Genomic DNA, 21,415 nt, shown 5'->3' on the forward strand with positions numbered 1-21,415 from the left:
CACATCTCAGGCGCGTTGGGCGTGGATAAAGGACGCCAGGGTGGCGACGGAAAAGAAGTGCTGGCGCATCTCTTCGCTTTCGGCAGAAAGCACCACGCCATACTGGTTTTTCACCGCCAGACCCAGCTCCAGCGCGTCGATAGAGTCGAGACCCAGCCCGTCGCCAAACAGCGCGGCATCGGTATCAATATCCTCTGCGGTAAGCTCGTCCAGATTCAGCGTGGTGATAATGAGATTCTTAATTTCAAGATAAAGCGCTTGCATCATTAATTCCTGACAAAGATTGAAGGCCTGATGTTAATCGATGCTGCAGGTGCCGGTTTAACTGCCTTGCCGCCAGTGCCGGTTCTTGTTGCCTTGCATCGTAAAATTCGTCGATGTTCACGCGATCGCGCACATCGACGGTAAAGACAGGTTTTGCGGGCGGTACATCATACCAGCGGCTTTTTTTATCCAGCAGGTGCTCGCTGCAGTGGATGAGTACGATCCGCAGATCGCTGCCGCAGCGCACGGCGATATTTGCCGCGCCACGCTGGAGGGACATCGCCTCACCTGGGCGGGTACGCGTCCCTTCCGGGAAGATTAACAGCGTGTCGCCCTGGGCCAGACGCTGCTGGCTGGCGGCGAGTAGAGGCTCGGCCTCGCTGTTAATTAGATAATCCGCCGCGCGGATAACGCCGCTGACAAACGGATTGCGCAGTAACGCGCTTTTCACCAGACAGTCGGTTTCGGGCATTACCGACGCCAGAATCACGTAGTCAATTAACGTAGGGTGGTTAGCCACTACCAGGCAGCCCCGATCGCCGCGCAGAGCATCAAGATTGTGGATGCGATAGTCGAGCACCCCGATGCCGCGGGCAACGGTTAAGAAGAAGCGGAAGCTGGCCGCGATGCTGCGGCGCGCCAGGCGACGGCGTTTGGCGCGATCGCGCTGGGCAATCAGCAGCAGGTTGAACCAGACCAGCGACAACAGCAGCCCGCCCGCGCCAAACAGCACGAAGCAGAATCCGGTCATGGCCAGACGCCATAGCCAGTTGATCCGGGCGGTCAGGCGGTTCATTGGCGCGCCCACTGCCACAGCAAACGTTCGCCGGGCACCACAAACTGCCGTTCTTCACGGAGATAGCGTTGCAGGAACATCAGGCTTTGCGGCAGGGCGGCTTCCTCGCCCGTGCTGCCGCTGCGGGTTTCGCACTGCCATTCGCTGCCGGCTTCAATCACCAGCGCCACCGCGTACGGCCAGGTAGGCATCTGCGGCGGTAACGCCGGATGGTAAAATCCCGGCAGCGCGCCGTCAAAATCCACCAGCAGGACGCGGGAGTAGCCCGCATGCAGCAGGCTCAGCACTTCACACAGGGCCTGCTGGAAGGTGTCCAGCCCGGCGGAAATGGATGACGAGACAACAGGCTGGCGAGCGGCGATCGTGAGATTGCCCACCGCGGAATTGTGCACGGACATGGCGAAGTCGGTAGGCGAGACGGCCTGCCCGGTCGCCAGCGTATGCAGAATACGGTAATTGCGCTCCAGCTCGCCGTGGCGGCTGGAATAGACGACGGCGTCTATGGCGTGGCTTTGCAGCATGGCAAGACCAATATCCACCGCCAGCTTACTGCCTGAGTTAAGGCGGCGCGCGGTCATCATGGGTAACGCGGTCAGGCGGGGTAGAGGAGCCGTCGGGTCGATGGTCGACTGCAGGCGCGACCACGCCTGCCACTCTGCGGCATCGCTTAGTCCTGGCGCTCTTGCCTGCCAGTCAATAATGTTCAGTGAAAATTTCATCTACGCGCGTCCGCGGAATACCGTATTCAAAGGGCAGCCAGGCTGCGCTATTGTTCACGTTTGGTGCAAATTAACAGGGTATGACCTACCCCAAGGTTATCCAGCCGCTGTGCTATGCTGAAGCCCGCCCTTTCCAGGTAGTGATAAAACTTCTCTACGCTGTAAAACCGGCTATTGCCATTCGCCATACAGGTGAAATAGAGCGAGGTGGCATTCAGGCTGAAAGCCGCCGCTTCATATTTCTGGGCATCCCAGAAAAGCTCCATGATGCACAACCGTGCGCCAGGCTTCATGACCTCTGCGACGCGCGTCAGCATGGCGACAATCTGATCCGGAGAGAAACAGTCGAGGAACTGGCTCATCCACCAGACGTCGGCATCTCCCGGCAATGCCGACGGACTAAGCATATCGACAGCATGGAATCCAATACGATGAGAAAAACCTGCTTTTTCGATGTTTTCCTGCGCCAGCGCTATCTGCTGCGGGAGATCGAGGATCGTCACGGCAACATTGTCGTCATAGCGGCAGCAGCGTAACGACCATTTACCTGTATTTCCGCCCACATCGTACAATTTTGTCGGCGAGCTTGCGAATATATATGGCAACGCAGCGTCAAAAGCGGCGTCGGAATAGTAATGATCGAAGGCAAACCAGCTCTCTTTTGCCGGGGCAGGAAGCTGGGATAAAGCCGGATAGATGGTTGGCCAGTCGCCAAACACGGATAATCCAGCCGGTTTTTCTTTCTGCAGGGCATCGGCCAGATGAAATAACCCCTGGTAACAGACGTCCTGCGTGAAATCCATATTAACGCGGGTCATGGTATCGTGGAGTAAGAAATGGCCCACTTTCGCCAGGAAATAACGACCATCTTTATAAGTAATTATCCGCCCGCTTAATCCCATATCTAACAATACGCTGACGGCATAACTGCTCAGGGTACTGTTTTCGGTTATTTCGTCGAGGCTTGCCCCCTTATTACCCTGTTTATCGAGCCAGGCGAGAACGCCCGAGTTACGCAGACAAAGCGCGGTCTGAAATAACATCGGCGCAAAAGCGATGCGTTGCGCTTCGGTAATGGCATCCAGCGCGCTGAGCGTGTCCTTTTCGTACATTGTTGCGTAACCTTTCAGGGTAAGAAATGAGGTTATCGGGCCATGTCCGGCCCGACTTTAGAAAAATATTACAGCGCGGCACCCGCAGAAAGGTTCAGCTGAATATCGTGGTCGAGGTTGTTCACCCAGCGGTTATAATTTTTGTGAATTTTACCGTCTGCCGCTTTCAGGTTCAGGCTGCTTTCGTAATTAATTGAATAACTTGTCGCAGAGTAGGGAATACGCACCTGGACCGAGTGATCGCGTGCCTGTAGACGGCCCTTAATCACGCCCGGGCCCGCTTCCGTCATGATCCAGTCACGCTTCTGGCCTGCTTTCAAAATGGCTGTTTTCACCTGATCGGCAGTATGACCCGCGCTCACGACAGAGTGAACCTGAGCGATAGGGGCGGTACGCGCACAGCCAGCCAGTACGCCAACGAATACGGCGGCAGTGCACCATTTAACGAGCTTTTTCATCAACAACTCCATATCAATAATAACAATTAAAGGTAGTGTTTTTTACAAATAAGCATCACCAGGCTTAGGGATTAAGTCAGGTGTGTTTTTAATCAATATTAATGTTTACATTACGTCGTCGCTAAGGCGGGGTATAATATCACGCAAAATAATTAATCATTCCGTTTTTTTTAATTTGCATTAAGGGGGTGTTGCATTTAAGCGAAATCTGGGTGAGTTGATAAAAAACGGAAGAAATAAGCCTTAACGCAAATAAAAATACCGCGACGGTGAGCGTCGCGGTATTTGACGGTATAAACCCGTTTACACAGACAGATACGTTACCCCGGCAACCGGCTTTTCGGCCGCCCCGGCCCAAGCAGGATCGCCAGCTTGCTGCCCCCTTTGGTGGTTTCCATCCAGATTTTACATACGCTGGTCAGCGGGACCGACAGCAGCATGCCGACAGGGCCCAGCAGCCATCCCCAAATAAGCAAGGATAAAAACACCACCAGCGTCGACATGCCCAGCCGGTGCCCCATCATGCGCGGTTCAAGAATGTTGCCCAGCACCATATGCACGACGAGGAACAGCGCTCCGACCAGCATACATTCGTAGAAACCGTTAAACAGAAACGCCTGAATCATCGGCGGCACGGCGGAAAGCACCGCGCCAATATTCGGCACGTAGTTCAGCAGAAACGCCAGCACCCCCCACATCAGCGCGAACTGAACATCCATCAGCATCAGCCCCAGCCAGACAATAATCCCGGTCCAGACGCTTAGCAGCGTTTTCAGCGCCAGATATTTGGAGACGCCCTTTAAGGCGCGGTGTAGGCCGGCAATGTGTATTTGCGGGTTATTTAAAGCAAAGCGCAGCTTATACGGAACATGGCGCACTTCGAACAGCATAAACACCACCGTCATGACCAGCAGCAGTATGCTGGCCATCGCGCCGGAAAGACCGGTCATCAGCGTGGTGGCGTAAGTCATGACCTTCTCGGAATCCATCCTGCGCAGCATCCGTTCTGGCGAAATATGCAGGTTAAGAAAGGGCATCATCTCCTGCAGCGCGACGATTTTACGCGTCAGCTCTTTATTGTACTGCGGCAACATGGTGGAGAATTCGCTCAGCGATGCCGCCAGTACGCCGAAGAGCGCCGTCAGGCCAATCAGCATCACGATAACCACGATGGTGATGGCCACCGGGCGGCTCACGCCCCGGCGTAAAAACCAGGTCACCAGCGGATTGAGGACAATGGCAAAAAAGAGCGCCAGCAGGAGCTGGACGATAATGTCAGCGGCAGCATGTATACCCGCAAGGATAACCACCAGACAGGCGAGTTTTAATAAGATGTGGAGTCCTGCTTTATCAGGCTGGGGAGCTAACATGCGCGTTCCTTAATAAGATGACCCGATAAGTGTAGTGCCTTAGGGCCGCTTCGTCTGGCACCGATAATCTGAAAGTCGGGGCTGATTTTCTTATTGCTCCGTGGTAATAGTGAAACACTGTTGCAAAAAATTCAGGTAGAACCCCATGCCAGAACCTGCCGCCGAACCGGCACTGAGCGGATTGCGCCTCAATCTGCGCATTGTTTCCGTCGTTATCTTCAACTTTGCCAGCTATTTCACGATCGGCTTGCCGCTGGCGGTTCTGCCGGGCTACGTCCATGACGTGATGGGTTTTAGCGCGTTCTGGGCGGGGCTGGTCATCAGCCTGCAGTATTTCGCCACGCTCCTTAGCCGCCCGCACGCCGGGCGCTACGCCGACCTGTTCGGTCCCAAAAGCATCGTGGTAGTGGGATTGTGCGGCTGTTTGCTCAGTGGTCTGAGCTACCTGCTGGCTGCCGCTACCAGCCACTGGCCGCTGGTCAGCCTGGCGCTGCTTTGCCTGGGCCGCGTCATTCTCGGGATTGGGCAAAGCCTGGCAGGAACCGGCTCGACGCTATGGGGTGTGGGGGTTGTCGGTGCACCACACATTGGCCGGGTTATCTCGTGGAACGGGATCGTCACCTACGGGGCGATGGCGCTCGGCGCGCCGCTTGGCGTGGCCTGTTACGCCTTTGGCGGTCTGTATGGACTGTCGCTGACCATTATAGCGGTCGCGCTTGTGGCGATACTGTTTGCGCTGCCGCGCCCGAAGGTGAAGGCCAGCAAGGGCAAGCCGCTGCCGTTTCGGGCCGTGCTGGGGCGCGTCTGGCCGTACGGCATGGCGCTGGCCCTGGCGACCACCGGCTTCGGCGTCATTGCGACCTTCATTACTCTGTTTTATGACGCCAAAGGCTGGGAGGGCGCGGCCTTTGCGTTAACCCTTTTCAGTGGTGCGTTTGTTGGCGCACGCCTGCTTTTCCCGAACGGTATCAACCGTCTGGGTGGGCTGAACGTGGCGATGATCTGCTTTGCGGTAGAGATTGTCGGGCTGCTGTTAACCGGCATCGCCAGCGCGCCCTGGATGGCGAAAATTGGCGTCTTCCTGGCGGGAGCCGGTTTCTCTCTGGTCTTCCCGGCACTGGGCGTGGTGGCGGTTAAAGCGGTGCCGCAGCAGAACCAGGGGGCGGCGCTGGCGACCTATACGGTATTTATGGATATGTCTTTAGGCATAACCGGGCCGCTGGCGGGGCTGGTGATGGCCTGGGCGGGGGTACCGGTGATCTATCTTGCCGCGGCGGGTCTGGTGATAATTGCCCTGCTGCTGACGTGGCGGCTAAAAAAATGGCCCCCGGTGCAGGCACCGGAGGCCACGTCATCGTCGTGAAGGGTTACTGGATCACGATGGTGTTAATGATGTTTTCAGCAGCCGTCTGCGCTTTCTGCTGATCTTCCGCTGGCAGGGTGATCTGCAGGGTCAGCAGTTTGTTATCAACCTTGCCCAGCACCACAGAAGACCAGGCGGTCTGGCCTTTCGCGGAGATGATGCTGTCCAGCTGCTGCAGCTTATGGCCTTTCAGCTCGATGGATTTATTGGTTACCACCTGCAGCTGCGGATCGCGGCCGCGCTGCTGATCTTCCAGACGTTTGGACAGGACGGCCAGGTCTTCGCTGGTGTCGTCGCCCACAATCACAATGACCGCTTTCTGGCCGGTTGCGTCGGAGTAAACGTGCATGTTATTCGCCTGGGTGCCCAGCTTGCCGCTCTGGTCAGTCATATCGGCTGGCAGAGAGAAACTGAGTTTGCCATCCATCAGATTCACCGGCTGACCGGTCGCGTTGCTTTCTGCGGATGCGCCCTGAGCAGGCGTTTTCGTGTCGCTGTTATCACAGGCTGCAAGACCCACAACCAGCAGGCCAATCCCGACATATTTAACCAGATTGCGCATTGACTTCTTCCTTTCGATAAACGGCCATAGCGGCTCATTCACCCATCTTATCACAACTGATAAAGCGAACCCTTAACCAGCCTGCAATGCCGTGATTTCAGATTTATCTGCCAGCCTTTTCAGCAGCATATTCAGCAGCACGCCGTACATCGGCAGGAAGAAAACAATGCTGATGAGCACCTTGAAGCAGTAGTCCACCAGCGCGATCTCCATCCAGTGCTCGGCCATAAAGGCATCCGGGCTGCGCCAGAAGGCGATGAAGAAGAAGGCCAGCGTATCGCTCACGTTGCCGAACAGCGTGGACGCGGTCGGCGCCATCCACCAGCGGTGATTCTGACGCAGGCGGTTAAACACGTGCACGTCGAGGATCTGCCCCAGCGCGTAGGCCATAAAGCTTGCCGCGGCGATACGGGCGACAAACAGGTTGAAGTGTGTCAGCGCCTCAAAGCCCTGCCAGCTACCCATGTAAAACAGGGAGGAGATCACGTACGAGATGAACAGCGCCGGAAGCATGACCGCAAAGATAATGCGGCGCGCCAGCGGTGCGCCGAAGATACGCACGGTCAGATCGGTGGCGAGGAAAATAAACGGAAAGCTGAACGCGCCCCAGGTGGTATGAAAACCAAAAATGGAGATCGGGAGCTGCACCAGGTAGTTGCTGGAGGTGATCACCAGCAAATGGAAAAGCGAAAGCCAGAACAACGCTTTTACGCGCTGTGATTCAGAGAACTGCGTCATATTGTGACCTTTTTATACGTTGGGGTGAGGGAACCCAATAAAAACCGCAGCATGATACTGCTTTGGCTGGACTTTGCAATGGTTAGTTTTTGCGCAATCGTTAACCTGGTTTGCATTGCCCGCGCCGGGGCGTAAACTACTGCCGTTTTTATCTGACCGAGAAGATCATGACCGACCTGTTTTCCAGCCCAGACCACACCCTTGATGCCCAGGGCCTTCGCTGCCCGGAGCCGGTAATGATGGTACGTAAGACCGTGCGTAACATGCAGACCGGTGAAACGCTGCTGATTATTGCCGACGATCCGGCCACCACGCGCGATATTCCCGGTTTTTGTACCTTTATGGAGCATGAGCTGGTGGCGCAGCAGACGGAAACGCTGCCGTACCGGTATTTGATTCGTAAGGGGTAGGTGGTCGGCCTCTGCGGCCTGATGCCCTCACCCCGGCCCTCTCCCACGGGGAGAGGGAGAAAGTCATCCTTTCATCCACGCCCGGATGCCGTCCAGGAACATCTGCGTCGCCATCATTACCAGAATCAGCCCCATCAGACGCTCCAGCGCGTTTACCCCTTTCTCACCCAGCAGGCGCAGGAACAGCGACGACTGCAGCAGAATAATAAATGTTCCGCCCCAGGCAATCAGCAGGGCAATCACCAGATGGCTCATCTGATTCGGATACTGATGCGACAGCAGCATCAGCGTCGCCAGAATGGTTGGCCCCGCGACGAGGGGAATCGCCAGCGGCACGATAAACGGCTCTTCGCCCGCGGGCAGGCCGCTGCTGCTGCCTTCGGCGCTCGGGAAGATCATCTTAATGGCAATCAGGAAGAGAATAATCCCGCCGGAAATGGAGACCGTTTCGGCGCGCAGGTTCAGGAACGCGAGGATTTTTTCACCGGCAAACAGGAAGATAAACATCACCAGCAGGGCAATAAGCAGCTCGCGGATCATGATCGCCCGGCGGCGCTTCGGCTCGGTGTGCTTCAGCACCGACATGAAGATGGGCAGGTTGCCCAGTGGATCCATTATCAGGATCAATAAAACCGCTGCTGAAATGATTTCACTCATGTAAATTATCCCTGAAACTCTCTATGGTTATTATGATAATTAGCTGTATTTCTGATTGCCGGGCAATCATCGATTAATTTCGCTTGCGACTTTGGCAGCATTTTGTAATGTGAAGCATATCCCAGTTCAATACTGGCTTGCACAATCAGCACACACCCTCAGCAGGAAAAAAATGCTATGAAAAACGTTGGTTTCATCGGCTGGCGCGGTATGGTCGGCTCTGTACTCATGCAACGCATGGTTGAAGAGCGCGATTTCGACGCTATCCGCCCGGTCTTCTTCTCCACTTCCCAGCTCGGCCAGGCTGCTCCGTCCTTTGGTGGTACCACAGGCACGTTGCAGGACGCTTACGATCTGGAAGCGCTGAAGGCACTCGACATTATTGTGACCTGCCAGGGCGGCGATTATACCAACGAAATCTATCCAAAGCTGCGTGAAAGCGGCTGGCAGGGCTACTGGATTGACGCGGCCTCTTCACTGCGCATGAAAGACGATGCCATCATTATTCTCGACCCGGTTAACCAGGACGTCATCACCGACGGCCTGAACAACGGCGTGAAAACCTTTGTTGGCGGCAACTGCACCGTCAGCCTGATGCTGATGTCACTCGGCGGCCTGTTCGCGCAGGACCTGGTGGAGTGGGTCTCCGTGGCGACCTACCAGGCCGCGTCCGGCGGCGGCGCGCGACACATGCGCGAGCTGCTGACCCAGATGGGCCAGCTGCACCAAAGCGTCGCGACCGAGCTGGCAAACCCGGCGTCCGCCATCCTCGACATCGAGCGCAAAGTCACTCAGCTGACCCGCAGCGGCGAGCTGCCGGTGGATAACTTCGGCGTACCGCTGGCCGGCGGTCTGATCCCGTGGATCGACAAACAGCTGGATAACGGCCAGACCCGCGAAGAGTGGAAGGGCCAGGCGGAGACCAACAAAATTCTCGCCACCGCGAATACCATTCCGGTTGACGGTCTGTGCGTGCGTATCGGCGCGCTGCGCTGCCACAGCCAGGCCTTCACCATTAAACTGAAAAAAGATGTGTCTATTCCGACCGTGGAAGAGCTGCTGGCCGCGCACAACCCGTGGGCGAAAGTGGTACCAAACGATCGCGATATCACCATGCGTGAACTGACCCCGGCTGCCGTTACCGGCACGCTGACCACGCCGGTTGGCCGCCTGCGCAAGCTGAACATGGGGCCGGAGTATCTCTCCGCGTTCACCGTCGGCGACCAGCTCCTGTGGGGGGCCGCCGAGCCGCTGCGCCGCATGCTGCGCCAGCTGGCGTAATAATTTGTTAAACACGGGGGGTGATTGTCACCCCCTTTTTTTGCGTACTACATGGAGTAAAACGCAGATGTCTTATTTTTTATCAGGAGGAACCACGACGTTGGCTATGCTTTAAGGAAGATTTATTTCTCACCTGAGGGTAGGGCGGAGCAGAGAGGATCAACTGCACCGTTTAGGTCACATTAAAAGTCGTCCCGGAGCGCGTAAAAAGGGCGACATAAAAAAACAGGATGAATACCATGTCCGATCGTATTTCGAGAGACGTGATTAATGCGCTTATTGCGGGTCATTTTGCTGACCCCTTTTCTGTGCTAGGGATGCACCGTACAGAGGCCGGACTGGAAGTTCGGGCGCTGTTGCCGGATGCGACAGAAGTGTGGGTTATCGAACCCAAAACCGGCCGCAAGGTGGGTAATCTGGAATGCCTCGACTCGCGTGGCTTCTTCTCGGGCGTCATGCCCCGCCGTAAAAACCCCTTTCGCTATCAGCTCGCCGTTATCTGGCACGGCCAGCAAAACCTGATTGACGATCCCTACAGCTTTGGGCCGCTCTTAAAAGAGATGGATGCCTGGCTGCTGTCCGAAGGGACCCATTTACGCCCCTACGAAACGCTGGGTGCCCATGCGGATACCATGGACGGTATCACCGGCACGCGCTTTGCCGTATGGGCGCCAAACGCCCAGCGCGTCTCCGTCGTTGGGCAGTTCAACTACTGGGACGGTCGCCGCCACCCGATGCGCCTGCGCCGTGAGACGGGCATCTGGGAGCTGTTTATCCCCGGGGCGCATAACGGCCAGCTCTACAAATTTGAGATGATCGACGCGCACGGCAAGCTGCGCATTAAAGCCGACCCGTACGCCTTTGAGGCGCAGATGCGCCCGGATACCGCATCGCTGATCTGCGGCCTGCCGGAGAAGGTCGTCCAGACCGAGGAGCGCAAGCAGGCCAACCGCTTTGATGCGCCGATCTCCGTTTACGAAGTGCATCTCGGCTCCTGGCGCCGCCACACCGATAACAACTTCTGGCTCAGCTACCGGGAGCTCGCCGACCAGCTGGTGCCGTACGCCAAATGGATGGGCTTTACCCACCTCGAACTGCTGCCGGTTAACGAGCACCCGTTCGACGGCAGCTGGGGCTATCAGCCCACCGGGCTGTATGCGCCCACGCGGCGCTTCGGCACGCGCGATGATTTCCGCTATTTCATTGATGCCGCGCACGCCGCCGGGCTGAACGTGATCCTCGACTGGGTCCCGGGCCATTTCCCGTCGGACGATTTTGCGCTGGCAGAGTTCGACGGCACGAAGCTGTACGAGCACAGCGACCCGCGCGAAGGCTATCACCAGGACTGGAACACGCTGATCTACAACTACGGTCGCCGTGAAGTGTCGAATTACCTGGTGGGGAATGCGCTGTACTGGATCGAACGCTTCGGCATTGATGCCCTGCGCGTGGATGCGGTGGCCTCGATGATCTACCGCGACTACAGCCGCAAAGAGGGAGAGTGGATCCCGAACGAGTATGGCGGCCGTGAAAACCTCGAAGCGATTGAATTTCTGCGCAACACCAACCGCATCATTGGCGAGCAGGTGGAAGGCGCCGTGACCATGGCGGAAGAGTCGACGGACTTTGCGGGCGTCTCCCGCCCTCCGTCATCAGGTGGCCTGGGGTTCTGGTACAAGTGGAACCTGGGCTGGATGCACGACACGCTCGACTACATGAAGCTCGACCCGGTTTATCGTCAGTATCACCACGATAAGCTCACCTTCGGGCTGCTCTACAACTACACCGAAAACTTCATGCTGCCGCTGTCGCACGATGAAGTGGTGCACGGCAAAAAATCCATTCTCGACCGCATGCCGGGCGACGCGTGGCAGAAGTTTGCCAACCTGCGCGCCTACTACGGCTGGATGTTTGCCTTCCCGGGCAAAAAGCTGCTGTTTATGGGCAATGAGTTCGCCCAAGGTCGCGAGTGGAACCACGACACCAGCCTCGACTGGCATCTGCTGGAGGGCGGCGACAACTGGCACCACGGCGTACAGCGTCTGGTGCGCGACCTGAACCTGACCTACCGCCACCACAAAGCGCTACACGAGCTGGACTTCGACCCGTACGGCTTTGAGTGGCTGGTGGTGGACGACCACGAGCGCTCGGTGTTTGTCTTTGTACGTCGCGATAAAGCGGGCAACGAGATTATCGTCGCCAGCAACTTCACGCCGGTGCCGCGCGAACACTACCGCTTCGGCATTAACCAGCCGGGCAAATGGCGCGAGATCCTGAATACCGATTCCATGCATTACCACGGCAGTAACGCTGGTAATGGCGGGCTGGTGCAGAGCGATGCGATTGAAAGCCACGGGCGTCCAAACTCCCTGAGCCTGACGCTGCCGCCGCTTGGCACCATCTGGCTGATGCGGGAGGGAGAATGACGCAGCTTACGGCAGGTAAACCCGAACCGCTCGGCGCGAGTTTTGACGGAAAGGGGGTGAACTTCACGCTCTTTTCTGCTCACGCGGAGCGGGTGGAGCTCTGCGTGTTTGACGGGGAGGGTAACGAGCACCGTTACGATTTACCGTCCCGCACGGGAGACATCTGGCACGGTTACCTGTCCGGCGGGCGTCCGGGAATGCACTACGGTTTTCGCGTACACGGCCCGTGGGAGCCTTCTCAGGGGCACTGGTTTAACCCGGCGAAGCTGCTGATTGACCCGTGCGCGCGCCGCGTGGACGGCGAGTTTAAAGACGACCCGCTGTTCCACGTCGGCTACGGCGAACCGGACCACCGCGACAGCGCGCCCGTCGCGCCGAAAAGCGCGGTGGTGCACGATCTCTACGACTGGGAAGACGATGCCCCGCCGCGCACGCCGTGGGGTAACACCGTCATCTATGAAGCGCACGTCAAAGGGCTGACCTACCTGCACCCGTCGATCCCCAAAGAGATGCGCGGCACCTACAAAGCGCTGGGGCATCCGACCATGGTCGCTTACCTGAAGCATTTGGGCATCACCGCGCTGGAGCTGCTTCCGGTGGCGCATTTCGCCAGCGAGCCGCGTCTTCAGCGTCTTGGGTTAAGCAACTACTGGGGCTACAACCCGCTGGCGATGTTCGCTCTCGACCCGCGCTACGCGGTGCATCCGGAGAAAGCGCGGGACGAGTTTCGCGACGCGGTGAAGGCACTCCACGCCGCGGGCATTGAGGTCATTCTGGACGTGGTGCTGAACCACAGTGCGGAAAGCGATCTTGACGGCCCGACGCTCTCACAGCGCGGAATCGATAACCGTAGCTATTATTGGATCAGGGAAGATGGCGATTACGAGAACTGGACCGGGTGCGGTAACACCCTCAACCTCAGCCATCCGGCCGTTACGCATTACGCGTATGAATGCCTGAAATACTGGGTTGAAACGTTCCACGTGGACGGTTTTCGTTTCGACCTGGCGCCGGTGATGGGGCGCACTCCAGCATTTAGCCAGCAGGCACCGCTGTTTGAGGCGATAAAAAACTGCCCGGTGCTCTCAACGGTGAAGCTCATCGCAGAGCCGTGGGACATCGGTGAAGGCGGTTATCAGGTGGGGAACTTCCCGCCGCTGTTTGCCGAGTGGAACGACCACTACCGCGATGCCATCCGCCGCTTCTGGCTGGCGCGCGATTTGTCGCTGGGCGAGTTCGCCGGACGCTTTGCCGGCTCCAGCGATCTCTTTAAGCGCGACGGAAAACGTCCGTCGGCCACCATCAACCTGGTGACGGCGCATGACGGTTTTACGCTGCGCGACTGCGTTTGTTTCAATCAGAAACACAATGAGGCCAACGGCGAAGAGAATCGCGATGGCACTAACAATAACCATAGCTTCAATCATGGTATAGAAGGGTTAGGCGGAAGTCTGGATGTGATCGAGCGGCGACGCGCCAGCGTTCATGCGCTGCTGACGACGCTTTTGCTGTCTCAGGGCACGCCGATGCTGCTGGCGGGCGACGAGCACGGCCACAGCCAGCACGGCAATAACAACGCCTATTGCCAGGACAATACCTTAACCTGGCTCGACTGGGGGGAGGCGAACAGCGGGTTGACCCATTTCACCGCGGCGCTGATCCACCTTCGCCAGCAGATCCCCGCCCTTACCGCCGACAGCTGGTGGGAAGAGGGCGACGGCAACGTTAGCTGGTTGAATAAAGACGCGCAGCCGTTGAGCGCGCAAGAGTGGCAACACGGCATCACCTGCCTGCAAATCCTGCTTTCGGATAAGTGGCTGGTGACGCTGAACGCGACGGACGACGTCGCAGAGATTGTTTTACCTGACGGGGAGTGGCGAGCTGTTCCCCCCTTTGCCGGAGCGGATAATCCGGTAGTAATGGCTGTCTGGCACGGGCCTGCGCACGGAGTGTGCGTATTCCAAAGATGATAAAAAAGGAGTTAGTCATGGTTAGATTAGAGAAGAACGATCCGTTAATGTTGGCGCGCCAGCTACCATTAAAAACCGTTGCCCTGATACTTGCGGGCGGGCGTGGTACCCGTCTGAAAGATTTGACCATCAAGCGCGCCAAGCCGGCCGTTCACTTTGGTGGTAAGTTCCGCATTATCGACTTTGCGCTCTCAAACTGCCTGAACTCGGGCATTCGCCGCATTGGCGTCATTACTCAGTATCAGTCGCACACCCTGGTGCAGCACATTCAGCGCGGCTGGTCATTCTTCAGCGAAGAGATGAACGAGTTTGTCGATCTGCTCCCGGCGCAGCAGCGTGTACACGGGGAAAACTGGTACCGCGGCACGGCGGATGCGGTGACCCAAAACCTCGACATTATTCGCCGCTACAGCGCGGAATACATCGTGATCCTCGCGGGTGACCACATCTACAAGCAGGATTACTCGCACATGCTGATCGACCACGTCGAAAAAGGGGCGCGCTGCACCGTGGCGTGTCTGCCGGTGCCCGTTGCCGAGGCGACGGCGTTTGGCGTGATGCACGTGGATGCGGACGACAAGATTATCGACTTCGTTGAAAAACCGGCGAACCCGCCAACCATGCCGGGCGATGACACCAAATCGCTCGCCAGCATGGGGATCTATGTCTTTGATGCAGATTATCTTTATGAGCTGCTCGAAGAAGACGACAAAGACGAAAGCTCCAGCCACGACTTCGGTAAAGACATCATCCCGAAAATTACCAAAGCTGGCATGGCCTATGCACATCCCTTCCCATTGTCCTGCGTGCAGTCCGATCCGAATGCGGAGCCATACTGGCGCGATGTGGGAACCCTGGAAGCGTACTGGAAAGCCAACCTCGATCTGGCGTCCGTGACGCCTGAGCTGGATATGTATGACCAGAACTGGCCGATTCGTACCCACATGGAATCCCTGCCGCCGGCGAAGTTCGTGCAGGACCGATCCGGCAGCCACGGCATGACCCTGAACTCGCTGGTCTCCGGCGGGTGCATCATCTCCGGTTCGGTGGTGGTGCAGTCCGTGCTGTTCCCGCGCGTGCGTATAAACTCATTCTGTAATATCGATTCGGCGGTTCTGCTGCCGGATGTCTGGGTAGGGCGTTCGTGTCGTCTGCGTCGCTGCGTGATAGACCGCGCCTGCGTCATTCCAGAGGGAATGGTGATTGGTGAAAACGCGGAAGAAGATGCGCGTCGCTTCTACCGTTCTGAAGAGGGGATCGTGTTAGTCACACGGGAAATGTTGCGGAAGCTGCAGATCAAACAGGAGCGATGATGCAGGTTTTACACGTATGTTCTGAGATGTTCCCGTTGTTAAAAACGGGCGGCCTGGCGGATGTTCTTGGTGCATTACCGGCGGCGCAAATCGCCGGTGGAGTCGATACCCGCGTCCTGCTGCCCGCCTTCCCGGATATCCGGCGCGGCATACCTGATGCAAAGGTCGTGACCCGCCGTGAAACGTTTGCCGGACGCATCACCCTGCTGTTTGGGCACTACAACGGCGTAGGGATCTACCTGATCGACGCGCCGCATCTGTACGACCGTCCGGGCAGCCCGTATCACGATACCAACCTGTTCGCCTATACCGACAACGTGCTGCGCTTTGCGCTGCTCGGCTGGGTGGGGGCGGAGATGGCCGTCGGGCTGGATCCATTCTGGCGTCCGGATGTGGTCCACGCGCACGACTGGCACGCCGGGCTGACGCCAGCGTATCTGGCGGCAAAAGGGCATCCGGCAAAATCGGTGTTTACGGTGCACAACCTGGCGTATCAGGGCATGTACTATGCGCATCATATGAATGACATCGATCTGCCATGGTCGTTCTATAACATGCACGGGCTGGAGTTCAACGGGCAAATTTCGTTCCTGAAGGCCGGGCTGTACTACGCCGACCACATCACGGCGGTGAGCCCCACCTACGCGCGTGAAATTACCCAGCCGGAGTTTGGCTACGGTCTGGAAGGGCTGCTGCAGCAGCGCCATCGTGAAGGCCGCCTGTCGGGCATTCTGAACGGCGTGGATGAGCAGATCTGGAGCCCTGAAACCGATCTCCTGCTGGCCGCGCGCTATGGCCGCGACTCGGTGGAAGATAAAGCCGAAAACAAACGCCAGCTGCAAATTGCGATGGGGCTGAAGGTCAACGACAAGGTGCCGCTGTTTGCGGTGGTCAGCCGCCTGACCAGCCAGAAAGGGCTGGATCTGGTGCTGGAGGCGCTGCCCGGTTTACTGGAGCAGGGCGGACAGCTGGCGCTGCTCGGCGCGGGCGACCCGGTGCTGCAGGAAGGTTTCCTCGCCGCCGCCGCGGAACATCCGGGGCAGGTGGGCGTGCAGATTGGCTATCACGAAGCGTTCTCGCACCGCATTATGGGCGGCGCGGACGTGATTCTGGTGCCGAGCCGTTTCGAACCCTGCGGCCTGACGCAGCTCTACGGCCTGAAATACGGCACGCTGCCGCTGGTGCGCCGCACGGGCGGGCTGGCGGATACGGTATCGGATAGCTCTCTCGAAAACCTGGCGGACGGCATCGCCAGCGGGTTTGTTTTTGAGGACAGTAATGCCTGGTCGCTGCTTCGGGCGATCCGGCGTGCGTTCGTCTTGTGGTCCCGTCCATCCCTGTGGCGTTACGTACAGCGTCAGGCGATGTCCATGGACTTTAGCTGGCACGTTGCGGCGCAGTCGTACCGCGACCTTTATCAACGCTTGATGTAACGAGGCGAAGTTACTGATATGAACGCTCTATTTAGCTACTCTTCCCCCACGCTCAGCGTTGAGGCGTTAAAGCACTCCATCGCCTACAAGCTGATGTTTACCATCGGGAAAGATCCGGTCATCGCCAACAAGCACGAGTGGCTGAACGCCACCCTTTTTGCGGTGCGTGACCGCATGGTCGAACGCTGGCTGCGCTCTAACCGCGCCCAGCTTTCGCAGGAGACGCGGCAGGTTTACTACCTGTCGATGGAATTTTTGATTGGCCGCACCCTCTCCAACGCGCTGCTGTCGCTCGGTATCTACGACGACGTCAAAACCGCGCTGGAAGAGATGGGGCTGGATTTAGAAGAGCTGATTGACGAAGAGAACGACCCGGGGCTGGGTAACGGTGGTCTCGGGCGTCTTGCCGCCTGCTTCCTTGACTCGCTGGCAACGCTGGCGCTGCCGGGGCGCGGCTACGGTATTCGCTACGACTACGGCATGTTCAAGCAGAACATCGTTGACGGCCGCCAGAAAGAGTCCCCGGACTACTGGCTGGAATACGGCAACCCGTGGGAGTTCAAGCGCCACAACACGCGCTACAAGGTGCGCTTTGGCGGACGCATTCAGCAGGAAGGGAAAAAGTCCCGCTGGGTGGAAACCGAAGAGATCCTCGCCGTGGCCTATGATCAGATCATCCCCGGCTATGACACCGATGCGACCAATACGCTGCGCCTGTGGAACGCCCAGGCGAGTAGCGAAATCAACCTCGGTAAATTTAACCAGGGCGACTACTTTGCGGCGGTGGAAGATAAAAACCACTCCGAGAACGTCTCCCGCGTGCTGTACCCGGATGACTCAACCTACTCCGGGCGCGAGCTGCGCCTGCGTCAGGAGTATTTCCTCGTCTCCGCGACGATTCAGGACATTCTCAGCCGCCACCATCAGCTGCACAAAACCTACGCCAACCTGGCGGAGAAAACCGCGATTCACCTTAACGACACCCATCCGGTGCTCTCCATTCCCGAGCTGATGCGCCTGCTGATCGACGAGCACAAGTTCAGCTGGGACGACGCGTTTGAGGTGACGTGCCAGGTGTTCTCCTACACCAATCACACCCTGATGAGCGAAGCGCTGGAGACCTGGCCGGTGGACATGCTCGGCAAAATTCTGCCGCGCCACCTGCAAATCATCTTCGAGATCAACGACTACTTCCTCAAGACGCTGCAGGAGCAGTACCCGAACGATACCGGGCTGCTGAGCCGTGCCTCGATCATTGATGAATCCAACGGTCGTCGCGTGCGCATGGCCTGGCTGGCGGTTGTCATCAGCCACAAGGTCAACGGGGTGTCCGAGCTGCACTCGAACCTGATGGTGCAGTCCCTGTTTGCGGACTTCGCAAAGATCTTCCCGACGCGCTTCTGCAACGTCACCAACGGCGTTACGCCGCGCCGCTGGCTGGCGCTGGCCAACCAGCCGCTCTCTGACGTGCTGGATGAGAATATCGGCCGCACCTGGCGCACCGATTTGAGCCAGCTGAGCGAGCTTAAGCAGCATATTGATTTCCCGACGGTGAACAAGGCCGTGCGGGAAGCCAAGCTGCTGAACAAGAAACGTCTGGCGGTCTGGCTGGCGATGCACCTCAACGTGGTCGCAAACCCAAAAGCGCTGTTTGACGTGCAGATCAAGCGCATCCACGAATACAAGCGTCAGCTGATGAACGTGCTGCACGTGATCACTCACTACAACCGCATTAAGGCCGATCCAACCGCAGAGTGGGTGCCGCGCGTGAAGATCTTCGCCGGTAAGGCGGCTTCCGCCTACTACATGGCGAAGCACATTATTCACCTGATCAACGATGTGGCGAAGGTGGTGAACCAGGATCCGGAGATTGGCGACAAGCTGAAGGTGGTATTCATCCCGAACTACAGCGTCAGCCTGGCGCAGCTGATCATCCCGGCGGCAGATCTCTCCGAGCAGATCTCCACGGCGGGAACAGAAGCGTCCGGCACCAGCAACATGAAGTTTGCCCTCAACGGCGCGCTGACCATCGGCACCCTGGACGGGGCGAACGTCGAGATGCTGGAGCACGTAGGGGAAGAGAATATCTTTATCTTCGGCAATACCACCGAAGAAGTGGAGGCGCTGCGCAGGAAAGGCTACTCCCCGCGTGAGTTCTATGAAGGGGATGAAGAGCTACGTCAGGTCCTGACGCAGATTGCGACCGGTGTGTTCAGCCCCGACGAGCCGGGCCGCTATCGCGATCTGGTGGATTCGCTGATTAACTTTGGCGACCACTATCAGGTGCTGGCGGATTATCGCAGCTACGTGGACTGCCAGGATAAAGTGGACGAGCTGTACCGTCAGCAGGAGAAGTGGACCAGCGCGGCGATGCACAACATCGCCAACATGGGGTATTTCTCGTCTGACAGGACCATCAAGGAGTATGCCGAGAACATCTGGCATATTGATCCGGTGCGGTTGTAAAAACAAAGCCCGGTGGCGCCACCGGGCTTTTTTACATCACGACGCCAGCGACAGCTCACGCTTCTCCGCATGCTGCTGCAGCCACTGCGCCACGCGAGACTGCTGCTCGGCGTTAAGCCACATCCCTTCTTTGGTACGACGCCAGATGGCATCTTCAAGGCGGCGAACCCACTCGTGCTCAACCAGGTAGCGCAGCTCGGCCTCGTACAGCTCGTGGCCGAAATGTTCACCCAGATCGGCAAGCGATTTCGCGTCGCCCAGGAACAGCTCGGTATTGCTGCCGTAGGTGCGGGCGTAGTGGCGCGCCATCCCTTCGGTAATGAACGGGAAGCGACGGCGCAGCTTCGCGGCGTAATCGTCGCGGTTTCCGCCAATATCTCCGCCGGGCAGCACTGCCTCTTTGGTCCACGCCGGGCCAATACCTTTGTAGTACGGCGCCAGTTTTTCCAGCGCGTGCTCGGCCAGCTTGCGGTAGGTAGTCAGCTTGCCGCCAAACACCGACAGCAGCGGTGCCTGACCGTCTACGTCGTGGATATCAAGCGTGTAGTCGCGGGTGATGGCCTGCGGTGAGTCAGACTCGTCATCGCACAGCGGACGCACGCCAGAGTAGGTCCAGACCACGTCGTCGCGCGACAGCTGTTTCTTAAAGTGCGCGTTATACACTTTCAACAGGTAGTTCACTTCGCTCTCGTCGATCTCGACGTTCTTCGGATCGCCCTTGTACTCCACGTCGGTGGTGCCGATGATCGAGAATTCGTCCATCCACGGGATCACAAACACGATGCGTTTGTCTTCGTTCTGCAGAATGTAGGCCTGCTTCTGGGTATGCACGCGCGGCACCACAATGTGGCTGCCCTTGATCAGGCGGATGCCGTACGGCGAAGGCAGGTGCATGCCGTCGTCGAAGAACTGCTTCACCCACGGGCCGGTCGCGTTCACCAGGCCGCGCGCTTTCCAGCTGAACTTCTCGCCGGTATCCACGTCTTCTGCTTCCACAATCCACAGGCCGTTTTCACGACGGGCGGCGGTCGCGCGGGTCCGGGTTTTCACCTCGCCGCCTTTCTTCTCGACCATCTGTGCATTCGCCAGCACCAGACGCGCATCGTCCACCCAGCAGTCTGAATATTCGAAACCGCGCACGATTTCCGGCTTAAGGACCGATTCTGAGCCAAAACGCAAACCGTTCGAACCCGGCAGGCTGGTGCGTTTGCCCAGATGATCGTACATAAACAGGCCGATGCGGATCATCCACGCCGGACGCAGGTGCGGACGGTGCGGCAGGCGGAAGCGCATCGGGATCGCCAGATGCGGGGCCATTTTCAGCAGCACTTCGCGTTCGGCCAGCGCTTCGCTGACCAGGCGGAATTCGTAGTGTTCCAGGTAGCGCAGGCCACCGTGGATCAGCTTGGAGCTGGCGGACGACGTCGCGCAGGCGAGATCGTTAGCTTCCAGCATCAGCACGGATAAACCGCGTCCTGCGGCATCAACCGCAATACCGGCACCGTTGATGCCACCGCCTATCACAATCAGATCTTTGGTTTCCATAACACCCTCATGCACTTTCGTTAAAGCTCAAAAATGTTCGATATCGCTCATAATAGCAAAGGAACGCGCTTTTGGTAACATCAAAAAAACAATTTAGAGTGATATGGATAACATAATGGCGTTTACCCGCCGCCAGGACGTACACTACGGGGTAAAATCTTGTCGTTGACCACTGTAAAGAGAACACCATGGATCAGTTTGAATGTATTAACGTAGAAGAAGCCCACCAGAAGATGCACCAGGGAAAAGCGGTGCTGGTGGACATCCGCGACCCGCAGAGTTTTGCGATGGGCCACACGCCGGGCGCGTTTCATCTGACCAACGACACGCTGGGCGCGTTTATGCGCGATAACGACTTCGAAACGCCCGTTATGGTCATGTGCTACCACGGCAACAGCAGCAAAGGCGCGGCGCAGTATCTGATTCAGCAAGGCTATGACGCGGTTTACAGCGTCGACGGCGGCTTCGATGCCTGGCATCGTCATTTCCCGGCAGAAGTGGAATACGCGTTTGAGCGCTAATCCCGCTATAC

Annotated in this window: 19 protein-coding genes; 9 read left to right on the forward strand and 10 right to left on the reverse strand. The window is 57.7% G+C overall.

Features of this window, described 5'->3' with window-relative positions; all coding sequences use genetic code 11:
- Window positions 1-6: 6 nt before the first annotated feature.
- From IM271_RS09640 to IM271_RS09665, 6 genes are all read right to left on the reverse strand, one after another.
- On the reverse strand, window positions 7-264 hold the full coding sequence (locus tag IM271_RS09640; RefSeq protein WP_028014701.1) for a phosphopantetheine-binding protein: 258 nt from the start codon (window positions 262-264) through the stop codon (window positions 7-9).
- Entirely contained in the window at window positions 245-1,060 is an 816-nt protein-coding gene (locus IM271_RS09645) for a 1-acyl-sn-glycerol-3-phosphate acyltransferase (RefSeq protein WP_193052508.1), read from the reverse strand. The genes IM271_RS09640 and IM271_RS09645 overlap by 20 nt, the downstream gene beginning before the upstream one ends.
- Window positions 1,057-1,779: a beta-ketoacyl synthase chain length factor gene (locus tag IM271_RS09650; RefSeq protein WP_193052509.1), complete on the reverse strand. Its 723-nt coding sequence runs from the start codon at window positions 1,777-1,779 to the stop codon at window positions 1,057-1,059. The genes IM271_RS09645 and IM271_RS09650 overlap by 4 nt, the downstream gene beginning before the upstream one ends.
- 47 nt (window positions 1,780-1,826) lie before the next feature.
- Entirely contained in the window at window positions 1,827-2,891 is a 1,065-nt protein-coding gene (locus IM271_RS09655; protein ID WP_193052510.1) for a class I SAM-dependent methyltransferase, read from the reverse strand.
- 68 nt (window positions 2,892-2,959) lie between these two features.
- Entirely contained in the window at window positions 2,960-3,349 is a 390-nt protein-coding gene (locus tag IM271_RS09660) for a hypothetical protein (RefSeq protein ID WP_182034981.1), read from the reverse strand.
- A gap of 320 nt (window positions 3,350-3,669) precedes the next feature.
- Entirely contained in the window at window positions 3,670-4,719 is a 1,050-nt protein-coding gene (locus IM271_RS09665) for an AI-2E family transporter (RefSeq protein WP_041911893.1), read from the reverse strand.
- 145 nt (window positions 4,720-4,864) lie between these two features.
- On the opposite strand from IM271_RS09665, the gene IM271_RS09670 reads away from it, so the two are divergent.
- Window positions 4,865-6,082: an MFS transporter gene (locus IM271_RS09670; protein WP_045259375.1), complete on the forward strand. Its 1,218-nt coding sequence runs from the start codon at window positions 4,865-4,867 to the stop codon at window positions 6,080-6,082.
- A 4-nt stretch (window positions 6,083-6,086) separates the two neighbouring features.
- On the opposite strand, the gene IM271_RS09675 is transcribed toward IM271_RS09670, so the two are convergent.
- Together IM271_RS09675 and IM271_RS09680 are read right to left on the reverse strand one after the other, a co-directional pair.
- Window positions 6,087-6,644, reverse strand: a complete 558-nt coding sequence (locus IM271_RS09675) for a DcrB family lipoprotein (RefSeq protein ID WP_028014694.1) — start codon at window positions 6,642-6,644, stop codon at window positions 6,087-6,089.
- Window positions 6,645-6,716: 72 nt separating this feature from the next.
- Complete coding sequence (locus IM271_RS09680) at window positions 6,717-7,382, reverse strand: 7-cyano-7-deazaguanine/7-aminomethyl-7-deazaguanine transporter (RefSeq protein ID WP_028014693.1); 666 nt, start codon at window positions 7,380-7,382, stop codon at window positions 6,717-6,719.
- Between the two features lie 167 nt (window positions 7,383-7,549).
- Here IM271_RS09680 and tusA point away from each other — a divergent pair, with 167 nt between their 5' ends.
- Window positions 7,550-7,792: a sulfurtransferase TusA gene (tusA, locus tag IM271_RS09685; RefSeq protein WP_032653764.1), complete on the forward strand. Its 243-nt coding sequence runs from the start codon at window positions 7,550-7,552 to the stop codon at window positions 7,790-7,792.
- A gap of 63 nt (window positions 7,793-7,855) precedes the next feature.
- Here tusA and yhgN read toward each other — a convergent pair whose 3' ends face one another.
- Window positions 7,856-8,449, reverse strand: a complete 594-nt coding sequence (gene yhgN / locus IM271_RS09690) for an NAAT family transporter YhgN (RefSeq protein WP_003861574.1) — start codon at window positions 8,447-8,449, stop codon at window positions 7,856-7,858.
- 177 nt (window positions 8,450-8,626) lie between these two features.
- Here yhgN and asd point away from each other — a divergent pair, with 177 nt between their 5' ends.
- The 6 genes from asd (at window position 8,627) to glgP (ending at window position 19,338) form a co-directional block, all read left to right on the forward strand.
- Entirely contained in the window at window positions 8,627-9,730 is a 1,104-nt protein-coding gene (gene asd, locus IM271_RS09695; RefSeq protein ID WP_022649649.1) for an aspartate-semialdehyde dehydrogenase, read from the forward strand.
- A gap of 239 nt (window positions 9,731-9,969) precedes the next feature.
- A complete protein-coding gene (glgB, locus tag IM271_RS09700) occupies window positions 9,970-12,156 on the forward strand; it encodes a 1,4-alpha-glucan branching enzyme (RefSeq protein WP_045259374.1) in 2,187 nt (728 codons plus the stop codon).
- Entirely contained in the window at window positions 12,153-14,126 is a 1,974-nt protein-coding gene (glgX, locus tag IM271_RS09705; protein WP_028014691.1) for a glycogen debranching protein GlgX, read from the forward strand. The genes glgB and glgX overlap by 4 nt, the downstream gene beginning before the upstream one ends.
- A 17-nt stretch (window positions 14,127-14,143) precedes the next feature.
- Window positions 14,144-15,439: a glucose-1-phosphate adenylyltransferase gene (gene glgC / locus IM271_RS09710; protein ID WP_028014690.1), complete on the forward strand. Its 1,296-nt coding sequence runs from the start codon at window positions 14,144-14,146 to the stop codon at window positions 15,437-15,439.
- The gene (glgA, locus tag IM271_RS09715) at window positions 15,439-16,872 is read left to right on the forward strand and encodes a glycogen synthase GlgA (protein ID WP_041911898.1); all 1,434 of its coding nucleotides are present in this window, start codon (window positions 15,439-15,441) and stop codon (window positions 16,870-16,872) included. Before glgC ends, glgA begins: the two co-directional genes overlap by 1 nt.
- 18 nt (window positions 16,873-16,890) lie before the next feature.
- Entirely contained in the window at window positions 16,891-19,338 is a 2,448-nt protein-coding gene (gene glgP / locus IM271_RS09720) for a glycogen phosphorylase (RefSeq protein ID WP_193052511.1), read from the forward strand.
- 36 nt (window positions 19,339-19,374) lie between these two features.
- Here glgP and glpD read toward each other — a convergent pair whose 3' ends face one another.
- Complete coding sequence (gene glpD / locus IM271_RS09725) at window positions 19,375-20,883, reverse strand: glycerol-3-phosphate dehydrogenase (protein WP_193052512.1); 1,509 nt, start codon at window positions 20,881-20,883, stop codon at window positions 19,375-19,377.
- A gap of 188 nt (window positions 20,884-21,071) precedes the next feature.
- Here glpD and glpE point away from each other — a divergent pair, with 188 nt between their 5' ends.
- Complete coding sequence (gene glpE, locus IM271_RS09730) at window positions 21,072-21,404, forward strand: thiosulfate sulfurtransferase GlpE (protein WP_028014686.1); 333 nt, start codon at window positions 21,072-21,074, stop codon at window positions 21,402-21,404.
- Window positions 21,405-21,415 lie beyond the last annotated feature (11 nt).

It is taken from the genome of Enterobacter cloacae complex sp. I3 (genome assembly GCF_014896175.1).
In the GTDB taxonomy this organism is placed as follows: domain Bacteria; phylum Pseudomonadota; class Gammaproteobacteria; order Enterobacterales; family Enterobacteriaceae; genus Enterobacter; species Enterobacter bugandensis.